Origin of the sequence: Candidatus Pelagibacter sp. HTCC7211, from assembly GCF_000155895.1 — a bacterium.
Lineage (GTDB): Bacteria > Pseudomonadota > Alphaproteobacteria > Pelagibacterales > Pelagibacteraceae > Pelagibacter.
In genome coordinates, this window is sequence record NZ_DS995298.1 from 1,079,859 (window position 1) to 1,095,131 (window position 15,273).

The 15,273-nt window shown below is 28.8% G+C and carries 18 protein-coding genes and 1 tRNA gene; 4 read left to right on the forward strand and 15 right to left on the reverse strand.

Features of this window, described 5'->3' with window-relative positions; all coding sequences use genetic code 11:
- Position 1 precedes the first annotated feature (1 nt).
- The 9 genes from PB7211_RS05835 to PB7211_RS05875 all read right to left on the reverse strand — a co-directional run bounded on the left by PB7211_RS05835 (position 2) and on the right by PB7211_RS05875 (position 9,675).
- Entirely contained in the window at positions 2-784 is a 783-nt protein-coding gene (locus PB7211_RS05835; RefSeq protein WP_034399136.1) for an enoyl-CoA hydratase/isomerase family protein, read from the reverse strand.
- Positions 785-2,068 carry a TRAP transporter large permease gene (locus PB7211_RS05840; RefSeq protein WP_008545419.1) on the reverse strand — a complete coding sequence of 428 codons (1,284 nt, stop codon included), beginning with the start codon at positions 2,066-2,068 and terminating at the stop codon, positions 785-787.
- Positions 2,068-2,577, reverse strand: a complete 510-nt coding sequence (locus tag PB7211_RS05845) for a TRAP transporter small permease (protein ID WP_008545472.1) — start codon at positions 2,575-2,577, stop codon at positions 2,068-2,070. The genes PB7211_RS05840 and PB7211_RS05845 overlap by 1 nt, the downstream gene beginning before the upstream one ends.
- A 54-nt stretch (positions 2,578-2,631) precedes the next feature.
- Positions 2,632-3,606, reverse strand: coding sequence for a TRAP transporter substrate-binding protein (locus PB7211_RS05850; protein ID WP_008544722.1), 975 nt, complete (start codon positions 3,604-3,606; stop codon positions 2,632-2,634).
- Between the two features lie 99 nt (positions 3,607-3,705).
- The gene (gene lon, locus PB7211_RS05855; protein ID WP_008544970.1) at positions 3,706-6,084 is read right to left on the reverse strand and encodes an endopeptidase La; all 2,379 of its coding nucleotides are present in this window, start codon (positions 6,082-6,084) and stop codon (positions 3,706-3,708) included.
- Positions 6,085-6,144: 60 nt separating this feature from the next.
- Entirely contained in the window at positions 6,145-7,413 is a 1,269-nt protein-coding gene (gene clpX, locus PB7211_RS05860; RefSeq protein WP_008544754.1) for an ATP-dependent Clp protease ATP-binding subunit ClpX, read from the reverse strand.
- Positions 7,414-7,502: 89 nt separating this feature from the next.
- The gene (gene clpP / locus PB7211_RS05865) at positions 7,503-8,114 is read right to left on the reverse strand and encodes an ATP-dependent Clp endopeptidase proteolytic subunit ClpP (protein WP_008544446.1); all 612 of its coding nucleotides are present in this window, start codon (positions 8,112-8,114) and stop codon (positions 7,503-7,505) included.
- Between the two features lie 32 nt (positions 8,115-8,146).
- Positions 8,147-9,580 carry a trigger factor gene (gene tig, locus PB7211_RS05870; protein ID WP_008544344.1) on the reverse strand — a complete coding sequence of 478 codons (1,434 nt, stop codon included), beginning with the start codon at positions 9,578-9,580 and terminating at the stop codon, positions 8,147-8,149.
- Positions 9,581-9,590: 10 nt separating this feature from the next.
- A tRNA-Leu gene (locus tag PB7211_RS05875) sits at positions 9,591-9,675 on the reverse strand.
- 104 nt (positions 9,676-9,779) lie between these two features.
- Here PB7211_RS05875 and PB7211_RS07980 point away from each other — a divergent pair.
- On the forward strand, positions 9,780-9,953 hold the full coding sequence (locus tag PB7211_RS07980) for a hypothetical protein (RefSeq protein WP_008545565.1): 174 nt from the start codon (positions 9,780-9,782) through the stop codon (positions 9,951-9,953).
- Complete coding sequence (locus tag PB7211_RS05880) at positions 9,940-10,362, forward strand: hypothetical protein (RefSeq protein WP_008544997.1); 423 nt, start codon at positions 9,940-9,942, stop codon at positions 10,360-10,362. The genes PB7211_RS07980 and PB7211_RS05880 overlap by 14 nt, the downstream gene beginning before the upstream one ends.
- Here the strand turns inward: PB7211_RS05880 and PB7211_RS08080 are convergent.
- Together PB7211_RS08080 and PB7211_RS05885 are read right to left on the reverse strand one after the other, a co-directional pair.
- Positions 10,359-10,487: a hypothetical protein gene (locus PB7211_RS08080; RefSeq protein WP_255347119.1), complete on the reverse strand. Its 129-nt coding sequence runs from the start codon at positions 10,485-10,487 to the stop codon at positions 10,359-10,361. The two genes, PB7211_RS05880 and PB7211_RS08080, sit on opposite strands and share 4 nt — an antisense overlap.
- 11 nt (positions 10,488-10,498) lie before the next feature.
- A complete protein-coding gene (locus tag PB7211_RS05885; RefSeq protein WP_008544919.1) occupies positions 10,499-11,053 on the reverse strand; it encodes a histidine phosphatase family protein in 555 nt (184 codons plus the stop codon).
- Positions 11,054-11,055: 2 nt separating this feature from the next.
- Between PB7211_RS05885 and PB7211_RS05890 the strand changes: the two genes are divergently transcribed.
- Positions 11,056-11,736, forward strand: coding sequence for a uracil-DNA glycosylase (locus PB7211_RS05890; RefSeq protein ID WP_008544295.1), 681 nt, complete (start codon positions 11,056-11,058; stop codon positions 11,734-11,736).
- On the opposite strand, the gene PB7211_RS05895 is transcribed toward PB7211_RS05890, so the two are convergent.
- Positions 11,726-12,148 (reverse strand): YbgC/FadM family acyl-CoA thioesterase, encoded by a 423-nt coding sequence (locus PB7211_RS05895; RefSeq protein WP_008545805.1) that lies wholly within the window; start codon positions 12,146-12,148, stop codon positions 11,726-11,728. The genes PB7211_RS05890 and PB7211_RS05895 overlap by 11 nt on opposite strands.
- A 47-nt stretch (positions 12,149-12,195) precedes the next feature.
- Entirely contained in the window at positions 12,196-12,846 is a 651-nt protein-coding gene (locus tag PB7211_RS05900; RefSeq protein WP_008545898.1) for a DUF3047 domain-containing protein, read from the reverse strand.
- Between the two features lie 90 nt (positions 12,847-12,936).
- Between PB7211_RS05900 and PB7211_RS07985 the strand changes: the two genes are divergently transcribed.
- Positions 12,937-13,074, forward strand: a complete 138-nt coding sequence (locus PB7211_RS07985; RefSeq protein WP_156773049.1) for a hypothetical protein — start codon at positions 12,937-12,939, stop codon at positions 13,072-13,074.
- Here PB7211_RS07985 and PB7211_RS05905 read toward each other — a convergent pair.
- Both PB7211_RS05905 and PB7211_RS05910 read right to left on the reverse strand, forming a co-directional pair.
- Positions 13,064-13,810 (reverse strand): SDR family NAD(P)-dependent oxidoreductase, encoded by a 747-nt coding sequence (locus PB7211_RS05905; protein WP_008544890.1) that lies wholly within the window; start codon positions 13,808-13,810, stop codon positions 13,064-13,066. The genes PB7211_RS07985 and PB7211_RS05905 overlap by 11 nt on opposite strands.
- A gap of 4 nt (positions 13,811-13,814) precedes the next feature.
- The gene (locus PB7211_RS05910) at positions 13,815-15,272 is read right to left on the reverse strand and encodes an NCS1 family nucleobase:cation symporter-1 (RefSeq protein ID WP_008545024.1); all 1,458 of its coding nucleotides are present in this window, start codon (positions 15,270-15,272) and stop codon (positions 13,815-13,817) included.
- Between the last annotated feature and the right edge of the window lies 1 nt (position 15,273).

Consider the following 15,273-nt stretch of genomic DNA (forward strand, 5'->3'; position numbering starts at 1 on the left):
ATTATTTATTTTTGAATTTTGGTTTTGTTTTATTTAAAAATGATTTGTATCCAATTTTAAAATCTTCAGTATCATAACATTTATAACCAAGATTATTTATTTTCTCAGTTACTTTGCCATTTTTAAGAATATTTCTAGCAAATTGCTTATGCCATCTTGCTACTTTTGGAGCACCTTCACATATTAATTCTGCAGATTTATAAGCTTCTTTTTCTACATCTTTATCATTAACAACTCTATTAACGAGCTTTTTTTCAAAAGCTTCCTCAGCACTAAAAACTCTTCCTTCAAATAAAATTTCCATTGCTGTTGAATAATTTGTTACCTTTAAAAGTACTTCTAATTCTTTAGCGGCCATTGTTAGTCCTAATCTTTTGATTGGTACACCAAATCTTGAACTTTTACCGCAAATTCTAATATCGCAACAACCTGCTATTTCTAATCCACCACCTACACAAATTCCTTCAATTAAAGCCACTGTTGGTATTGGGCAATTAAATATTTCACCTAGAGTTCCATGTAAATATTTTCCATAGTCTTTTGCAAGCTTTGATGAAGATCTTTCTTCCTTAAACTCTCCAATGTCATTTCCAGGAGAAAATGATTTTCCACCCTCGCCTCTAATAATAATACATCTTAATTTTTTATTTTTTGATAGTGTTTTAAATACTTTTCCAAGCTGAATCCACATCGGCTTAGTCATTGCGTTTAATTTATCTGGTCTATTTAAAACAACTTCAGCTAAATAAATATTTTTTTGATTTAATTTAATTAGTTTACTCATTTAACTCCTATAAAAGTATTCAACTAATGTCATTGGAATGGCTGGAACATAAGTTACCAACATTAACAATATCAATAATACACAAATAAATGAGAGATTTTCTCTTGTTACATCCCAAATATCAGCTTTAGCAACTGAACATGCGGTGACCAATACACTTGCTACAGGAGGTGTTTGTTGTCCAATAGCTAAATTCAAAGTAACTATTATTCCAAAATGAACTGGATCTATTCCAACTGCATTTACCAAAGGCATTACTATTGGAACAGTAAGTATTATTGCTGCCACTGAGTGTAAAAAGAAACCAATAATTAATAAAAATACATTTAGTATAGCTAAAACTGCATATTTATTATTTGTAAAATCAATAATTGATGCTGCAACTTTTTGTGGAATTTGTTCAATTGTTAAAAATTCACCTAATAAAACTGAAGCCGCAACTAATAACATCACTGATGCTGTTTGAATTGCTCCTTCTGTAGCTGATTCGTATAATCTTTTGAAATCAATTTCTCTATAAATAAATCCAATAACTAGTGAGGCAACAACTGCTAGACCGGCACCTTCAGTAGCTGTTACAACACCACCAAAAATTCCACCCAAAATTATTACAGGTAGTAAAAATGCTAATGCTGCATCCTTTGCAGTTTTTTTAACATTTGGAATATTAAATGTTTCCTCAACAGGAAAGTTTTTACGTCTTGCAGTAATATATGCTGCTAACATTAAAAAGAAACCTCCAATTACACCTGGAATAATTCCAGCTACAAACAATTGTACAACAGAACTTTGAGACATTACTGCATAAACAATCATAGGTATTGATGGTGGAATAATTATTGCTAAAGAAGCTGATGATGATGTTACTGCTGCAGCAAATGCACCCGGATATCCTTTTTTCTTCATTGCAGGTATAAGTATTGAGCCTAATGCAGCAACATCGGCAACAGCAGAACCTGAAATCTCTGCAAAAAACATTGATGTAGCAATATTAATCATACTTAAGCCACCTTTAATAAATCCTACTAAAGCTGAGGCAAATGCAATTAATCTCCTAGAAATTCCAGCACTATTCATTATTGAGCCTGCAAGAATAAACAAAGGTATTGCGATTAATGGAAATTTCATTGATCCATCAAATAAAACAATAGCTGTATCTATTAAAAAACTTGTTCCTGTTTTCAAAACCATTGCAACAATTGTTGTGACTGCAAGACCGATAGCAATAGGAACATTTATTGAAAGAAGGAAAAGTAGAACTGCAAACATTGTTAATATTATCATTAAATATCTCCTGTTTGCTCAACACCCGATGTTTGCAAAACTAAATTTCTATAATCTTCTGGTATTCTTAAAGTTTCAGATAAAATAAATAAACAAGATGCAATTGGTATTACTGATTGAACAAATGTTTGGGGCACCCACTCAAGTGTTACTAATGTTTCGCCTGTTATTAATGTCAAAACTAAATAACCGTAATATGCCAACAAAATTAAAAAACCATAAACCACTAATTTAGATAAAACAAAAAATATTTTTCTTAATGATAGTGGAAAGGCTTTAAAAATACTTGGAACACTTATATGAGCTCCTTTTAAAGATGCATATGCTGAACCATAATATGTTATCCATGCAAGTTGAACTGCAGCAACTTCGTCATACCAAACTAATGCACTACCTGCAAAACGAAAAGATACACCTAATAAAACTGTTACTGCAAGTGCCACCATCATGACAAACAATATTAGTTTTAAAAATTTTTCGTAACTATTTATAAATTTTTGTAATGTCATATTTCATTCAGGCCCTCAGAATGAGGGCCTGATAAAAATTATTTTTGAATTATATTAATTTGCTAGTGAAGAAACTTTATCAACTAACGCACCACCAGTTGGTACCTCTGATGCAAATTGATCGTATATTCCTTTACTTGCTTTTATAAAAGCATCCTTATCAGCTTCGTTAACTTGAACACCTGCTGACTTAATTACTCCTAACAAAGATTTTTCAAGTTTAGCCGCTTCTTCATAAACAAATTTTTGTGTATCTTGTGCAGCTTGTTCTAAAATACTTTGTACATCTGCAGGTAATTTACTCCAATGATCTTTATGTACTGTTACATAAGCAGGAGTGTAAACGTGACCTGTGATTGATAAATATTTTTGAACTTCTTGAAATTTAGCACTAGCTATTTGCGCATATGGGTTTTCCTGACCATCCATAGTTCCAGTTTTCAATGCTGTAAAAACTTCTGAAAAAGACATAGGTGTAGGGTTAGCTCCATATGATTGGAACATTTTAACTCTCCATTTTGATTTAGGAGTTCTTAACTTAATTCCTTTCAAATCATTTGGAGTGTTTATTGGTCTAGTGTTATTGGTGATGTGTCTAAAACCATTTTCCCATACAGCAATAACTTTATATCCAGTTTTATCCTCAAGATTTTTAAACATCCCTGGTAAAACTTGACTTTCAACCTTATTCATATGACTTCTATTTTTAATAATAAAAGGCATATCAAATACACCAAATTCATCATGAATTGATGCCATTACTGATGATGGTAACCACATATTTACTGTACCTAATTTAAGTTTTTGCATACCTTGTTTATCTTTTCCAAGTTGCGAAGAACCAAATACTGATACTTTACCTTTGCTACCTAATCTTTCATTAGCAAGTTTAGCAAAATGATCAACTGATGCTGAAAATAGTGAACCAGGTTTTCCTACGTGTCCAAATTTAACCTCTGTTGAGTTAACTGCGAAACTTAAAAATAAAGATGAAAACAAAACAACTAATATTTTGCTAAATTTATTCATATTATCCCCTCTATAAAGTTTATTTAATATATAAAAACTTACATAAATTATGAACAGATTCCTAGCTTAATAATGATTAAGAATTGAAAAAGATTGCTCTTATTGGATGCTTGCTTGTGACTTATCGTCTTTTTTAGCTATATCAACTTCAACCCATTCTGTAGGCTTAAGATCTTTTGTTAAGGCAATTTTCAGAACTTGATCAGCGTGCTCAACAGGAGAAATTTTAATATCATCAGTTATTTTTTTTGGCATATCAACCAAGTCTTTCTCATTTTCTTTTGGAATAAGCACTTCTTTAATTCCAGCTCTATGGGCCGCTAATAATTTTTCTTTTAATCCACCAATTGGTAAAACTTGGCCTGTTAAAGTAACTTCACCAGTCATAGCAACATCTCTTCTTATTGGAATGTTTGTTATTGAAGAAACAATTGATGTAACCATACCAATACCTGCTGATGGACCATCTTTTGGTGTTGCACCCTCAGGAACATGTATGTGAAAGTCTTTCTTTTCAAATAACGGAGGTATAATTCCATACTCTAAACACTTAGATCTTACAAAAGATTTAGCTGCTTTAACTGACTCTTGCATAACATCTCCAAGTTTTCCGGTGATTTGCATTCTACCTTTACCCGGCATAGTGACAGTTTCAATTTTTAAAATCTCACCACCATATTCTGTCCACGCTAAACCTGTTACAATGCCAACTCTGTTTTCAGGTTCAAGCTCTCCAAATTTAAATTTAGCTACACCAAGAAAATCAGATAGGTTTTTATCATTTATATTAACTTCCTTTTCTTCACCAGCTACAACTTTTTTAACGACTTTTCTTGCTAATTTTGAAATTTCTCTCTCTAAATTTCTAACACCAGATTCTTTTGTATAACCTCTGATAACTTCTTTGATAATATTGTCATCTAATTTCATCTCTTTGTCTTTAACACCGTTATCTTTTATTTGTTTCGGCAAAAGATACTTATTGGCAATACTTATTTTTTCATCCTCTGTGTAACCAGCTAATCTTATAACTTCCATTCTATCTAAAAGTGGCGGAAGAATATTTAGAGTGTTTGCAGTTGTTACAAACATTACATCTGAAAGATCATAATCTACTTCTAAGTAATGATCGTTGAAAGTTGTATTTTGTTCTGGGTCTAATGCTTCTAATAAAGCGGAAGATGGATCGCCTCTATAATCATTACCAATTTTGTCAATTTCATCGAGTAAAATTAAAGGATTTTTAGTACCCGCTTTTTTCATCATTTGAATTATTTTGCCAGGTAAAGATCCAATGTAGGTTCTTCTATGACCTCTTATCTCAGCTTCATCTCTCATTCCTCCTACTGACATTCTAACAAACTCTCTGTTAGTAGCTTTAGCAATAGATTTACCTAAAGAAGTTTTTCCTACTCCTGGAGGACCAACTAAACATAGTATTGGGCCTTTAATTTTATCCATTCTTTTTTGAACTGCTAAAAATTCAATAATTCTTTCTTTAACTTTTTCTAAACCAAAGTGATCAGTATCAAGAATATTTAAAGCTTTAGTTAGATCGATATCTACTTCACTTTTTTTGTGCCAAGGAAGTTCTGTCATCCAGTCTAAATAATTTCTCACAACTGTAGCCTCCGCAGACATAGGACTCATATTTTTTAATTTCTTTAATTCTTGTAAACATTTTTTTTCAACTTCTTTTGGCATTTTAGCTTTTGTAATAGCTTTATTGAGACTTGAAGTTTCATCCTTACCATCTTCAATTTCACCTAATTCTTTTTGAATAGCTTTTAATTGTTCATTTAAATAATATTCTCTTTGAGTTTTCTCCATCTGAGTCTTAACTCTACCTCTTATTCTTTTTTCAACACCAATAATGCTAGTTTCATTTTCCATTATTTTAATTATGGCATTCAATCTTTTCTTTACATCAACTGTTTCAAAAATTTGTTGTTTTTCAGAAATTGTAGCATTTATGTGTGATGCTATGTTGTCAGCAATTTGAGATGGATCTTTTAATTGTTTGATTGTGTTAATAGTTTCACTTGAAACTTTTTTGTTAATAGAAGTCAGTTTTTCTAATCTTCTTAGAGCTGTTACAGCTAATGGATATAAATCCTCATCCTTTGAAACTACGTCATTGTAATGTGAATAATCACAAGTAATAAACTTATCATTATCTTTAAAATCTAAGATTTTTATTCTTTTAATACCTTCTACTAAAACTTTAACTGTTCCGTCTGGTAATTTTAATAGTTGAAGTATGTTACCTTCACAACCGTACATAAAAATATCAGTTTTTTTAGGGTCATCAATTTCGGAATTTTTTTGAGTAACAAGAATAATCTTTTTATCCTTTTTCATTACTTCATTTAAAGCAGAGATAGATTTATCACGACCAACAAATAAAGGAATGACCATACTTGGAAATACAACAATATCTCTGAGAGGCAATAAAGGTAATGTTATTTTGACGTCCATAGGAATAATATGGATATTATATTTTATATTGCAATAGGTTTTTATTACTTATTAAGGATATTAAGCCGCTGATGGTTTGTTTGACTTTGATTTATTGTCACCTTTAGCATGAACTAAAATAGGTTGAGATTGTCCTCTAGCTGCTCCTGCGTCAACTATTACTTCTTCAACATTATCTTGACTTGGCAAGTCGTACATTGTTTTTAATAATATATTTTCCAAGATAGATCTTAAACCTCTTGCGCCTGTTTTTTTACTAATCGCTTTTTGTGCAATTTCTTTTAGTGCATTTTCTTTAAATGTTAGTTTTGCACCATCCAATTTAAAAAGTTCTTGATATTGTTTTGTTAGTGAATTCTTTGGTTCTTGAAGAATCTTTATTAATGATTTTTCATCCAAATCCTCAAGTGTTGCAATCATGGGTAGTCTTCCAATAAATTCAGGTATTAGACCAAATTTCAATAAATCTTCTGGCTCAAGAGTTTTCATCCATTCACCAGTCTTTTTATCTTGAGTATTTTTAACATCTGCGCCAAAACCTATTGATGTACCCTTGTCTCTCTGAGAGATAATTTTATCAAGTCCGGCAAAAGCTCCTCCGCAAATAAATAATATGTTTGTTGTATCAACTTGTAAAAATTCTTGTTGAGGATGTTTTCTTCCTCCCTGAGGTGGAACGCTTGCTACTGTTCCTTCCATAATTTTTAACAAAGCTTGTTGAACACCTTCACCAGAAACATCTCTTGTAATTGAAGGATTTTCAGATTTTCTACTAATCTTGTCTACTTCATCAATATATACAATTCCTCTTTGTGCTTTTTCAACATTGTAATCAGAAGCTTGTAAAAGTTTTAAAATAATATTTTCAACATCTTCACCAACATAACCTGCCTCTGTTAAAGTGGTAGCATCAGCCATTGTGAAAGGAACATCTAAAATTCTTGCTAATGTCTGAGCTAACAAAGTTTTACCACATCCTGTTGGTCCTACTAATAGAATATTAGATTTTGCAAGTTCAACATTTTTACTAGTTTTATTCTCATAGTTTAATCTTTTATAGTGATTGTGAACTGCTACAGATAAAACTTTCTTAGCATGCGGTTGACCTATTACATAATCATCTAAAACAGAACATATTTCTTTTGGTGACGGAAGTCCGTCTTGATGCTTTACAAACGTATCTTTGTTTTCTTCTTTAATAATATCCATACATAGTTCAACACATTCATCACAAATAAATACTGTAGGCCCAGCAATTAATTTTCTAACTTCGTGTTGGCTCTTTCCACAAAAAGAACAGTAAAGAATATTTTTATTATTTGTTGTCATAAAATTTATTTCGAATCAATTATCTTACTTTATTATATAAGACTCCAACTAATCAAGTTTGGATTATCAGATATTCTATATATGGTGTATTAAGATCTTTTTTCTACAACTTCGTCTATAAGACCAAAATCTTTTGCAACATCAGCTGTCATAAAATTATCTCTCTCTAAAGCAGCCTTAACTTCATCTACAGATTTGCCTGTATGTTTAGAATAGATTTCATTTAATCTTTTTTTCAGTGATGAGACTTCATTTGCATGAATTTCAATATCAGTTACTTGTCCTTGAAAACCTGCAGAGGGTTGATGTACCATAACTCTTGAATTTGGGAGAGAAAATCTTTTTCCTTTTGTGCCAGCAGCAAGTAAAAATGATCCCATTGAAGCTGCTTGGCCAATACACAAAGTTGAAATGTCAGGTTTAACATATTGCATAGTGTCATAAATACCAAGACCAGCAGTAACCAAACCGCCAGGGCTATTGATGTACAAGTAAATTTCTTTTTTAGGATCTTCAGCCTCTAGAAATAATAATTGAGCAGTAACTAGTGATGCTACATTGTCATTTATTTGACCAGTTAAAAAAATAATTCTCTCTTTTAAAAGTCTTGAATAAATATCATAAGCTCTTTCACCTTTATTTGATTGCTCTACTACCATTGGAACTAATGTATTCATATGTTCAGATAATTTAGTTGTCATAAGTTGATTCGTATTACTTATACAACTTGAGATTACTTTTTGCTAACTTTTTTTGCTACAGGCTTAGATTTAGATGATTTTGCTGATGGTTTTTTTTTCTCATCAGATTCTGGTTTGGCTTCTTTTTTTGTTTCTTTTTTCTCATCCATTGCTTCTGTATCATGATTGTGATCATGATTATGAGCTTCTTTTAAAATTTTTTCAGCTTCAGCTTTAGATATTTCTTTTTTATTGGGTTTAGCTTTTTCTTTAATTAAATTTAAAATCTTTTCTTCATAAACAGTTCCTCTCAAGCTAGCTACAGCTGAAGGATTTTTTTGATAAAAATCCATTACCATTTTTTCTTGTCCAGGCATCATTCTTAATTGTTTCTGAACTTCAGCCTGAATTTCTTGTTCAGATACTTGAATTTTATTTTGTTCACCAAATTCGTTTAAAATTAATCCAGTTTTAATTCTTGTTTTAGCTGTTTCAGTAAATTTAGCTTTATTCTTTTTAGCTTCATCTTCAGACATTCCTTGTGAAAGAATTTTGATCTCTCCTTCAATTAAATTTTCTGGAATTTCATCAATTTTAATTTTCTCTATTTCCTTAAGAATTTGATTTTTAGCTAACTGATCTAAAGAATTTTTATATTCATCATTAATTTGTTTTGAAATTAATGTCTTTAGATCATTTAAATCTTTAGCACCTAAGTTTTTTGCAAAATCATCATTAATTTTTACATCTTCAGGATTTTTAACATTTAAAATTTTACAAACAAATTTAGCTTTTTTATTTACTAATTCTTTTTCAGGAAAATTTTCCGGTAAAGTGGCTTCAACTATTTTTTCATCATCTTTTTTTGCACCAATTAATTGTTTATCAAAGCCTTTTAGGAATAAGTCTTTTCCTAATGTTAATTGAGTATTTTTACCTTCGCTACCTTTAAATTCTTTACCATCAATTGTAGCGTTATAATCTAAAGTAACTAAATCACCTTCTTTTGCCTTTGTTTCAGGAGATGCTTCTTTAAAACTTGGTTGATTTTTTGCAATTTCTTTAATTCTTTTATCTGTCTCACTATCATCGATTTTAACTGAATATTCATCAAATTTAATACTTTCTAATGATTTAGTCTCAACTTTAGGAAGCTCTGTAACTGACATAACATACTCTAATTCTTTATCTTCACCATAAGTCTTAAGATCAAGCTTAGGTTGACCAGCAGGTTTAATTTTGTTTTCCTCTAATGCTTTAGCTGAAGTGTCTTTTAGAACTTTATCTAAAACTTCACCAAAGACTGCTTTTCCAAATTGTCTTTTTAAGACTTCTTTTGGAACTTTACCTGGACGAAATCCTTTTAAGTTGACGGTACTTTTAATCTCTTCATATTTTTCATCCATATGAGAGTTCATCGTTTCTTTGTCTATTAAAACTTTTACGTCTTTGTTTAAACCTTTTATGTTTTCTATTGTTACCTTCATAATTTTTTTTTGGTAGGGCGAAAAGGACTCGAACCTTCACATCCGAAAATATTGGTTCCTAAGACCAACGCGTCTACCAATTCCGCCATCGCCCCACAAATTACGGGGTTTTATATATTATTGAAACTATTTGTCCAATGACAATTAATAAAAAAATGATAATTTTATGCTTTAAAATTCTATAGATCTATTAATTCAAATGAACAAATTAAAAATATTAATAATTACTTATATTTTAGGGGTTATAATTGGAGCACTTTTTTTTGATGTTTGGGGGGCAAATACTACATTCATCAAAACTATGTCAATATTTTTATGGACTATCATTTTTTTGATAGCTCTTTTTTATGTAGATAAAAATGAAAAAAAATAATTTTTTTATATTTTTTATATTAATTTTTTTTACATTTCTCAAACTAGATGCTGAAATAATTATATTAAGTAAATGTGATCATAAAGAAGATGGTTTTTTAAAAAATGAATACATTTTAGATTTAAAAAAATCATTAATGACAAGAAATTATGTTTACAATGATAAAACATTTAAAAAATATAGAATTACTGATTTGTCAGTAATGAAAAAAAATACCACAACAAAATTTATATATAAAGAAGACAACAAAATATTTACAGATAAAATTGGTTATCCTCAATTTTATACTCAATTAGTTTTCGAATTAGAAAATTCAAATATAATGATTAAAACTGTGATTAATGAAGAGGTTGGAATTTCATTAATGTCTGAGTGTAAAAAAATTGAAAGATTTGAAAAAGAAAGTTAGTTTTTCTTTTTATTTTTTTTTAAAAAACTTTTATTCTTAGAATTAAATCTACTATTTGTGATACTGCTTCTATGTTTAGCATAAGCTTGTTTTTGAGCTTGTTTCATAGCTTTTTTAGAAGACATAATAAATCATATTAATATTCAGTTTTAATTGTATCAATAACTTTAAAATCTTTATTAGAAACAATTATCTCTCCTGAGGATGGAGTATAATTTAAACTTTCAGAAATTACGACATAATGAGTGACAAAAATCAAATTTTTGTTTTCATCCCAATTTTTAATAAACTTTTTTAATTTTTTCATTTGAGAATCTTTATTTTTAGCAAATTGTGAACTAAAAAAAGAATTCAAAAAATTTTTTGTTTCATATTTGTTGAAAGCTATTGAAGCGGTTTCTTTGCATCTACACCATTCACTTGAATAAACTTTATCAATTGGAATTTTATTATCTTGAAAAAAATTTCCTATTTTTCTAGCTTGATCTCTTCCAGATGGACTCAAATTACGCTGCGTATTACAATCATATAAATTAAAATTTTCTGGATCTCCTCCACCAGGGGCATAAGCATGTCTAATAAAAATTAGTTTTCCACCTTTTTTAAGTTCAGTAATTAAGTTTTGATTTGACTCTGCTTTAATTGGTAAATTAATAATAAATATTATTAATAAAAATTTTAAAAATTTCATTAATGAGTATTAAATTTAAAAATATAAATAAGACAATTATTAAATGCAAAAAATGTCCAAGATTAGTTGAATTTATAAAAAAAATTTCTACTAATAAAAGAAAACAAAATATTAATGAAACTTATTGGGGTAAGCCAGTTACTGGATTTGGAGATATTAATGCCAAGATCTTAATATTAGGCCTTGCTCCAGCGGCCCATGGTGGCACAAGAACTGGTAGAGCTTTTACAGGTGATAAATCAGGGGAATTTTTATTTAAATGTCTTCATGAAGTAAAAATAGCAAATCAATCTAGGTCGGAAAATATAAATGATAATCTTAAACTTGATGATGCTTATATAACTAATATTTTAAAATGTGTGCCTCCAAACGATAAACCACTTAAAGATGAGCTAAATAACTGTTCCAAATATTTTGATTTTGAAATCAAGAATTTAAAAAAATTAAAAACTATTATCGCTCTAGGAAAAGTAGCTTTTGATAGTTGCATTAAACATTACAAAAAAAGATATAAAATTAATAAAAAAATAGTTTTTAAACATGGCAAATTCTATTTAATGCCTGATAATATTGTTTTAATTTCTTGTTATCATCCAAGTCCACGAAATGTAAACACAAAATTAATATCGTTAAAAATGATGGTTAATTTATTTAAAAAAGTGAAACGGATATCTAAAGTTTGATACTGTCACAGAAATAAGGTTTAAAATTATTAAAAATTATTTCAGGTACTTTAATTGGTTTACTTTTATCATTAACAAATACCAAATGAACCTGCGCTTCAACTATAATATTGTCATCTTTTGATATAAATTGATTCATAACGAATGATGTTTTGGTTACTGATTTTATAAAAGATCTTATATTTAAATTATCCTCTAGATATGCAGATTTTTTAAATTCAATGTTGCAAGATTTAACAATAATCAATGCTCCAAATTTTTCTTTAATTTGTAAATTACTAAGACCAATGGTTCTTAAAGCCTCAGTTCTAGCTCTTTCAAGATATTTTAGATAATTTGCATAATATACAATTCCACCTGCATCAGTGTCCTCATAATAGACTTTTACAGTATGGTAAAAATTTTCATGCATAAAAATACTTTATCAAATAAAATTAAAATTTAACATAAACTTAGATATTATTTTGATGAAAAATAAATATTTTGGAAGTAACTAACTGTTTTTAATTTTGAATTATCAGTATCAGCCATTATTGCTACTCCATCTAATTCTTTAACATTTAAATTATGAAATTCTTTAAAATCCTCTTTTACATTTGCTTTTACTGTAACCCATTCATTTAAATTTTCTTTGGTTGTAGCCAAAACATTATCTATAGATTTTTTTGTATACGGACTTGGAAAATTTTCTCCAACATCATTATTACTTGAAAAAACATAATTTATTGCCCTATTTGACAAAGGTGTTGCTCCAGTTTTTTTTATGACAAAAACACGAGCTGCAAAATCATGACCTTTTTTTGTATTTTCTTTAATACCTTTCAAATCTGTCTCTACTTTCCATGTAATGTTAATTATTGGTGTTTTGTCTAAATTAATTTTTACCTTTTTACCTAAACCAGATGCTGAATTATCAGCAACTGCTTTTAAAAAGTTACCATTTTCGTCTAATCCGACAGAATAAAGTGTTTTATTATCAGCACCTCTTACCTTTCTTACTTCCAGTTTGTTAAGTTCAGATTCAGTAAATTCAAATATCTTTATATTCTCTGCTTTTATAGGTGTGCATAGCAGTAAAAAAGTTAAAGTTAGGATATAAAATTTTATCATAAAAAAACTTATAGATTATTTTTTTTTAAATACAACTTTTGGACATTTTTTAAACATTCTTAAATCAATATTTCCCATTAAATTAAAAAAATGAAAACAATTTCTATTTTTATGTTGTTAATATACTGGTCTGTTATAATTTTTGCTCCAGTTTTATCAAATGCTCATAATTTAAATAATGATGATAGAATTGAAATAGTAAATCTTACCTACAAAATTAATAAGTAGATCTACCACCACTGATATCAAATACCGCTGCAGTAGAAAACGAATTTTCCTCAGAACAAAGCCAACATACTAGTGAAGTAAACTCGTGAATTTCTAAAAATCTACCTCTAGGAACCTTTGATAGCATACGTTGTACATGCTCTTTACTCATTTGATCTAAAATTCTTGTTTTGGCTCCTGCTGGAGTAACTGCATTAACTGCTATATTATAATCTGCTAATTCTTTACCTAGTGACTTAGTGAGACCAATAGCTCCTGCTTTTCCAGAACTATATGCACTAGCATTAGCATTTCCATCTTTACCAGCTACAGATGCAACATTAACTATTCTACCGTAATTATTCTTGATCATGTTGGGTGCTATCGCTCTACAGCAATTAAATGTTCCCATTAAGTTTATTTGAACAATCTTATTCCATTCATCTACATCATATTCCCATAATGGCGCTGTAGGACCTGTTATACCTGCATTATTAATTAAGATATCAATATTTGTTTTTAAAGTTATTTGATTAATATTTTGCTCAATTTGAGAGTAATTAGATACATCAACCACATTGTAACTCAAATTTTCATTATTTACTTCACTGGACGCTGATTTAAGAAGTTTTTCATCTATATCCCAAATAATAACTTTGGCTCCAGATTCTAAAAATCGTTTTGCAATATCAAGTCCAAAACCTTGTCCACCTCCAGTTATAACAGCTGTTCTATTTTTAAAATCAAATTTGTTCATAAATTTATTTTTTTGCTAGCAAATAATATGTAACTGAAGAAATAATCAAGCCTATTATCCATGCGTAAGATTGTAAAAACATCATATTCATATTCCAGATTGTTGATGCGGAGAAAATAAACCCTAAAAATATAGAGTAAACTGCTTTAATATGCCATCCTTTTGAATAATAATAAATGCTTTTATTTTCAGATGAATAGAGATCTTTATTACTTAAATCTGCATCTTTAATTAAATAAAAATCAATAATGACTACACCAACTATTGGACCAAAAAAAGATGCAAACGTATCAATAAAAGATAAAATTCCTATCTGACTCAACAAAGTTAGCCAAAAAATCCCAACGACAAATCCAATTACAGAAATTGTATAACTTGAGCTTTTTAAAGTTAAATTATTAGGCATAAAATTTATTAGTGAATATTGTGAAGGAATAAAGTTTGCCACTAAATTAGTTGAAATAGATGCCACAATTATAAAAAAAAGTACTACAACTGTGATTTGCAAGTTATCAAATTTACCTATTATATCAGTTGGATTTGTAAAGATTTGATTAATATCTTCAAACTTTTGATTTAAAAAAATATCTGAACCAACAACAATAAAAACTGCTGCAAAAGAGAATAAAACTAAATTAGCAATTAAACTTAAATTACCTTTTTTTAAATTTTTTTCATCCTTGATGTATCTTGAGAAGTCACCAAAACTAATAATGATAATTGAAAAATATGCAAAAATTGTACCAGCTACTGTAAGTAAAGGAGCTATATTGGTTTCATCAAAAAAATTACTTAAATCTAAAATATCAACAAATGCTTTTGAGGTAATTTTTACATCACTTAAAAAAACTACAAAGAAAAATAAAATCATTCCAACATAAACTGTAATTGCTGAAATATTTATCAATTTTTTATTAAACTGGATGCCTACGCTGAACATTAAAGTCTGAAAAGAAATAACAATTACAAATGATATCCAATCAATGATATTTAATCCCAATAAAAATGTAAGTAAAATTTCATTTTCTAAAAGTGATTTATCTATCGAGAAAATTAAAATCCTAATTAAATAACTAATAGCTTTTGATAAAAAATAGGTTTGAATACCAAACATAAATATTCCAACCAAACTTCTGATTAATCCAAAAAATTTTGCACCCCTAAAACCTAGAGATGATCTTAAAAGCACCGCAAATGGTAAGCCAAATTTTTGAGATGGTTTTCCAATTAAATTACAAAATAAATAAACGAAGAATGACCCTAAAATAGTGCCAAAAAAAACAACAAAGGTATTTAAGCTATAAATAGTGTATAATGAGGCAATTAAAGAAAATCCTATAACGCTTTGAACATTAACACCCCAAAAACAAAAAAGATCTTTCCAATCCCAAGTTTTATAATTTGGATTAACTGTAACTAAATCCCAATTAGAAAGAGAGTATTTAACTTTTGGCTGATTCACT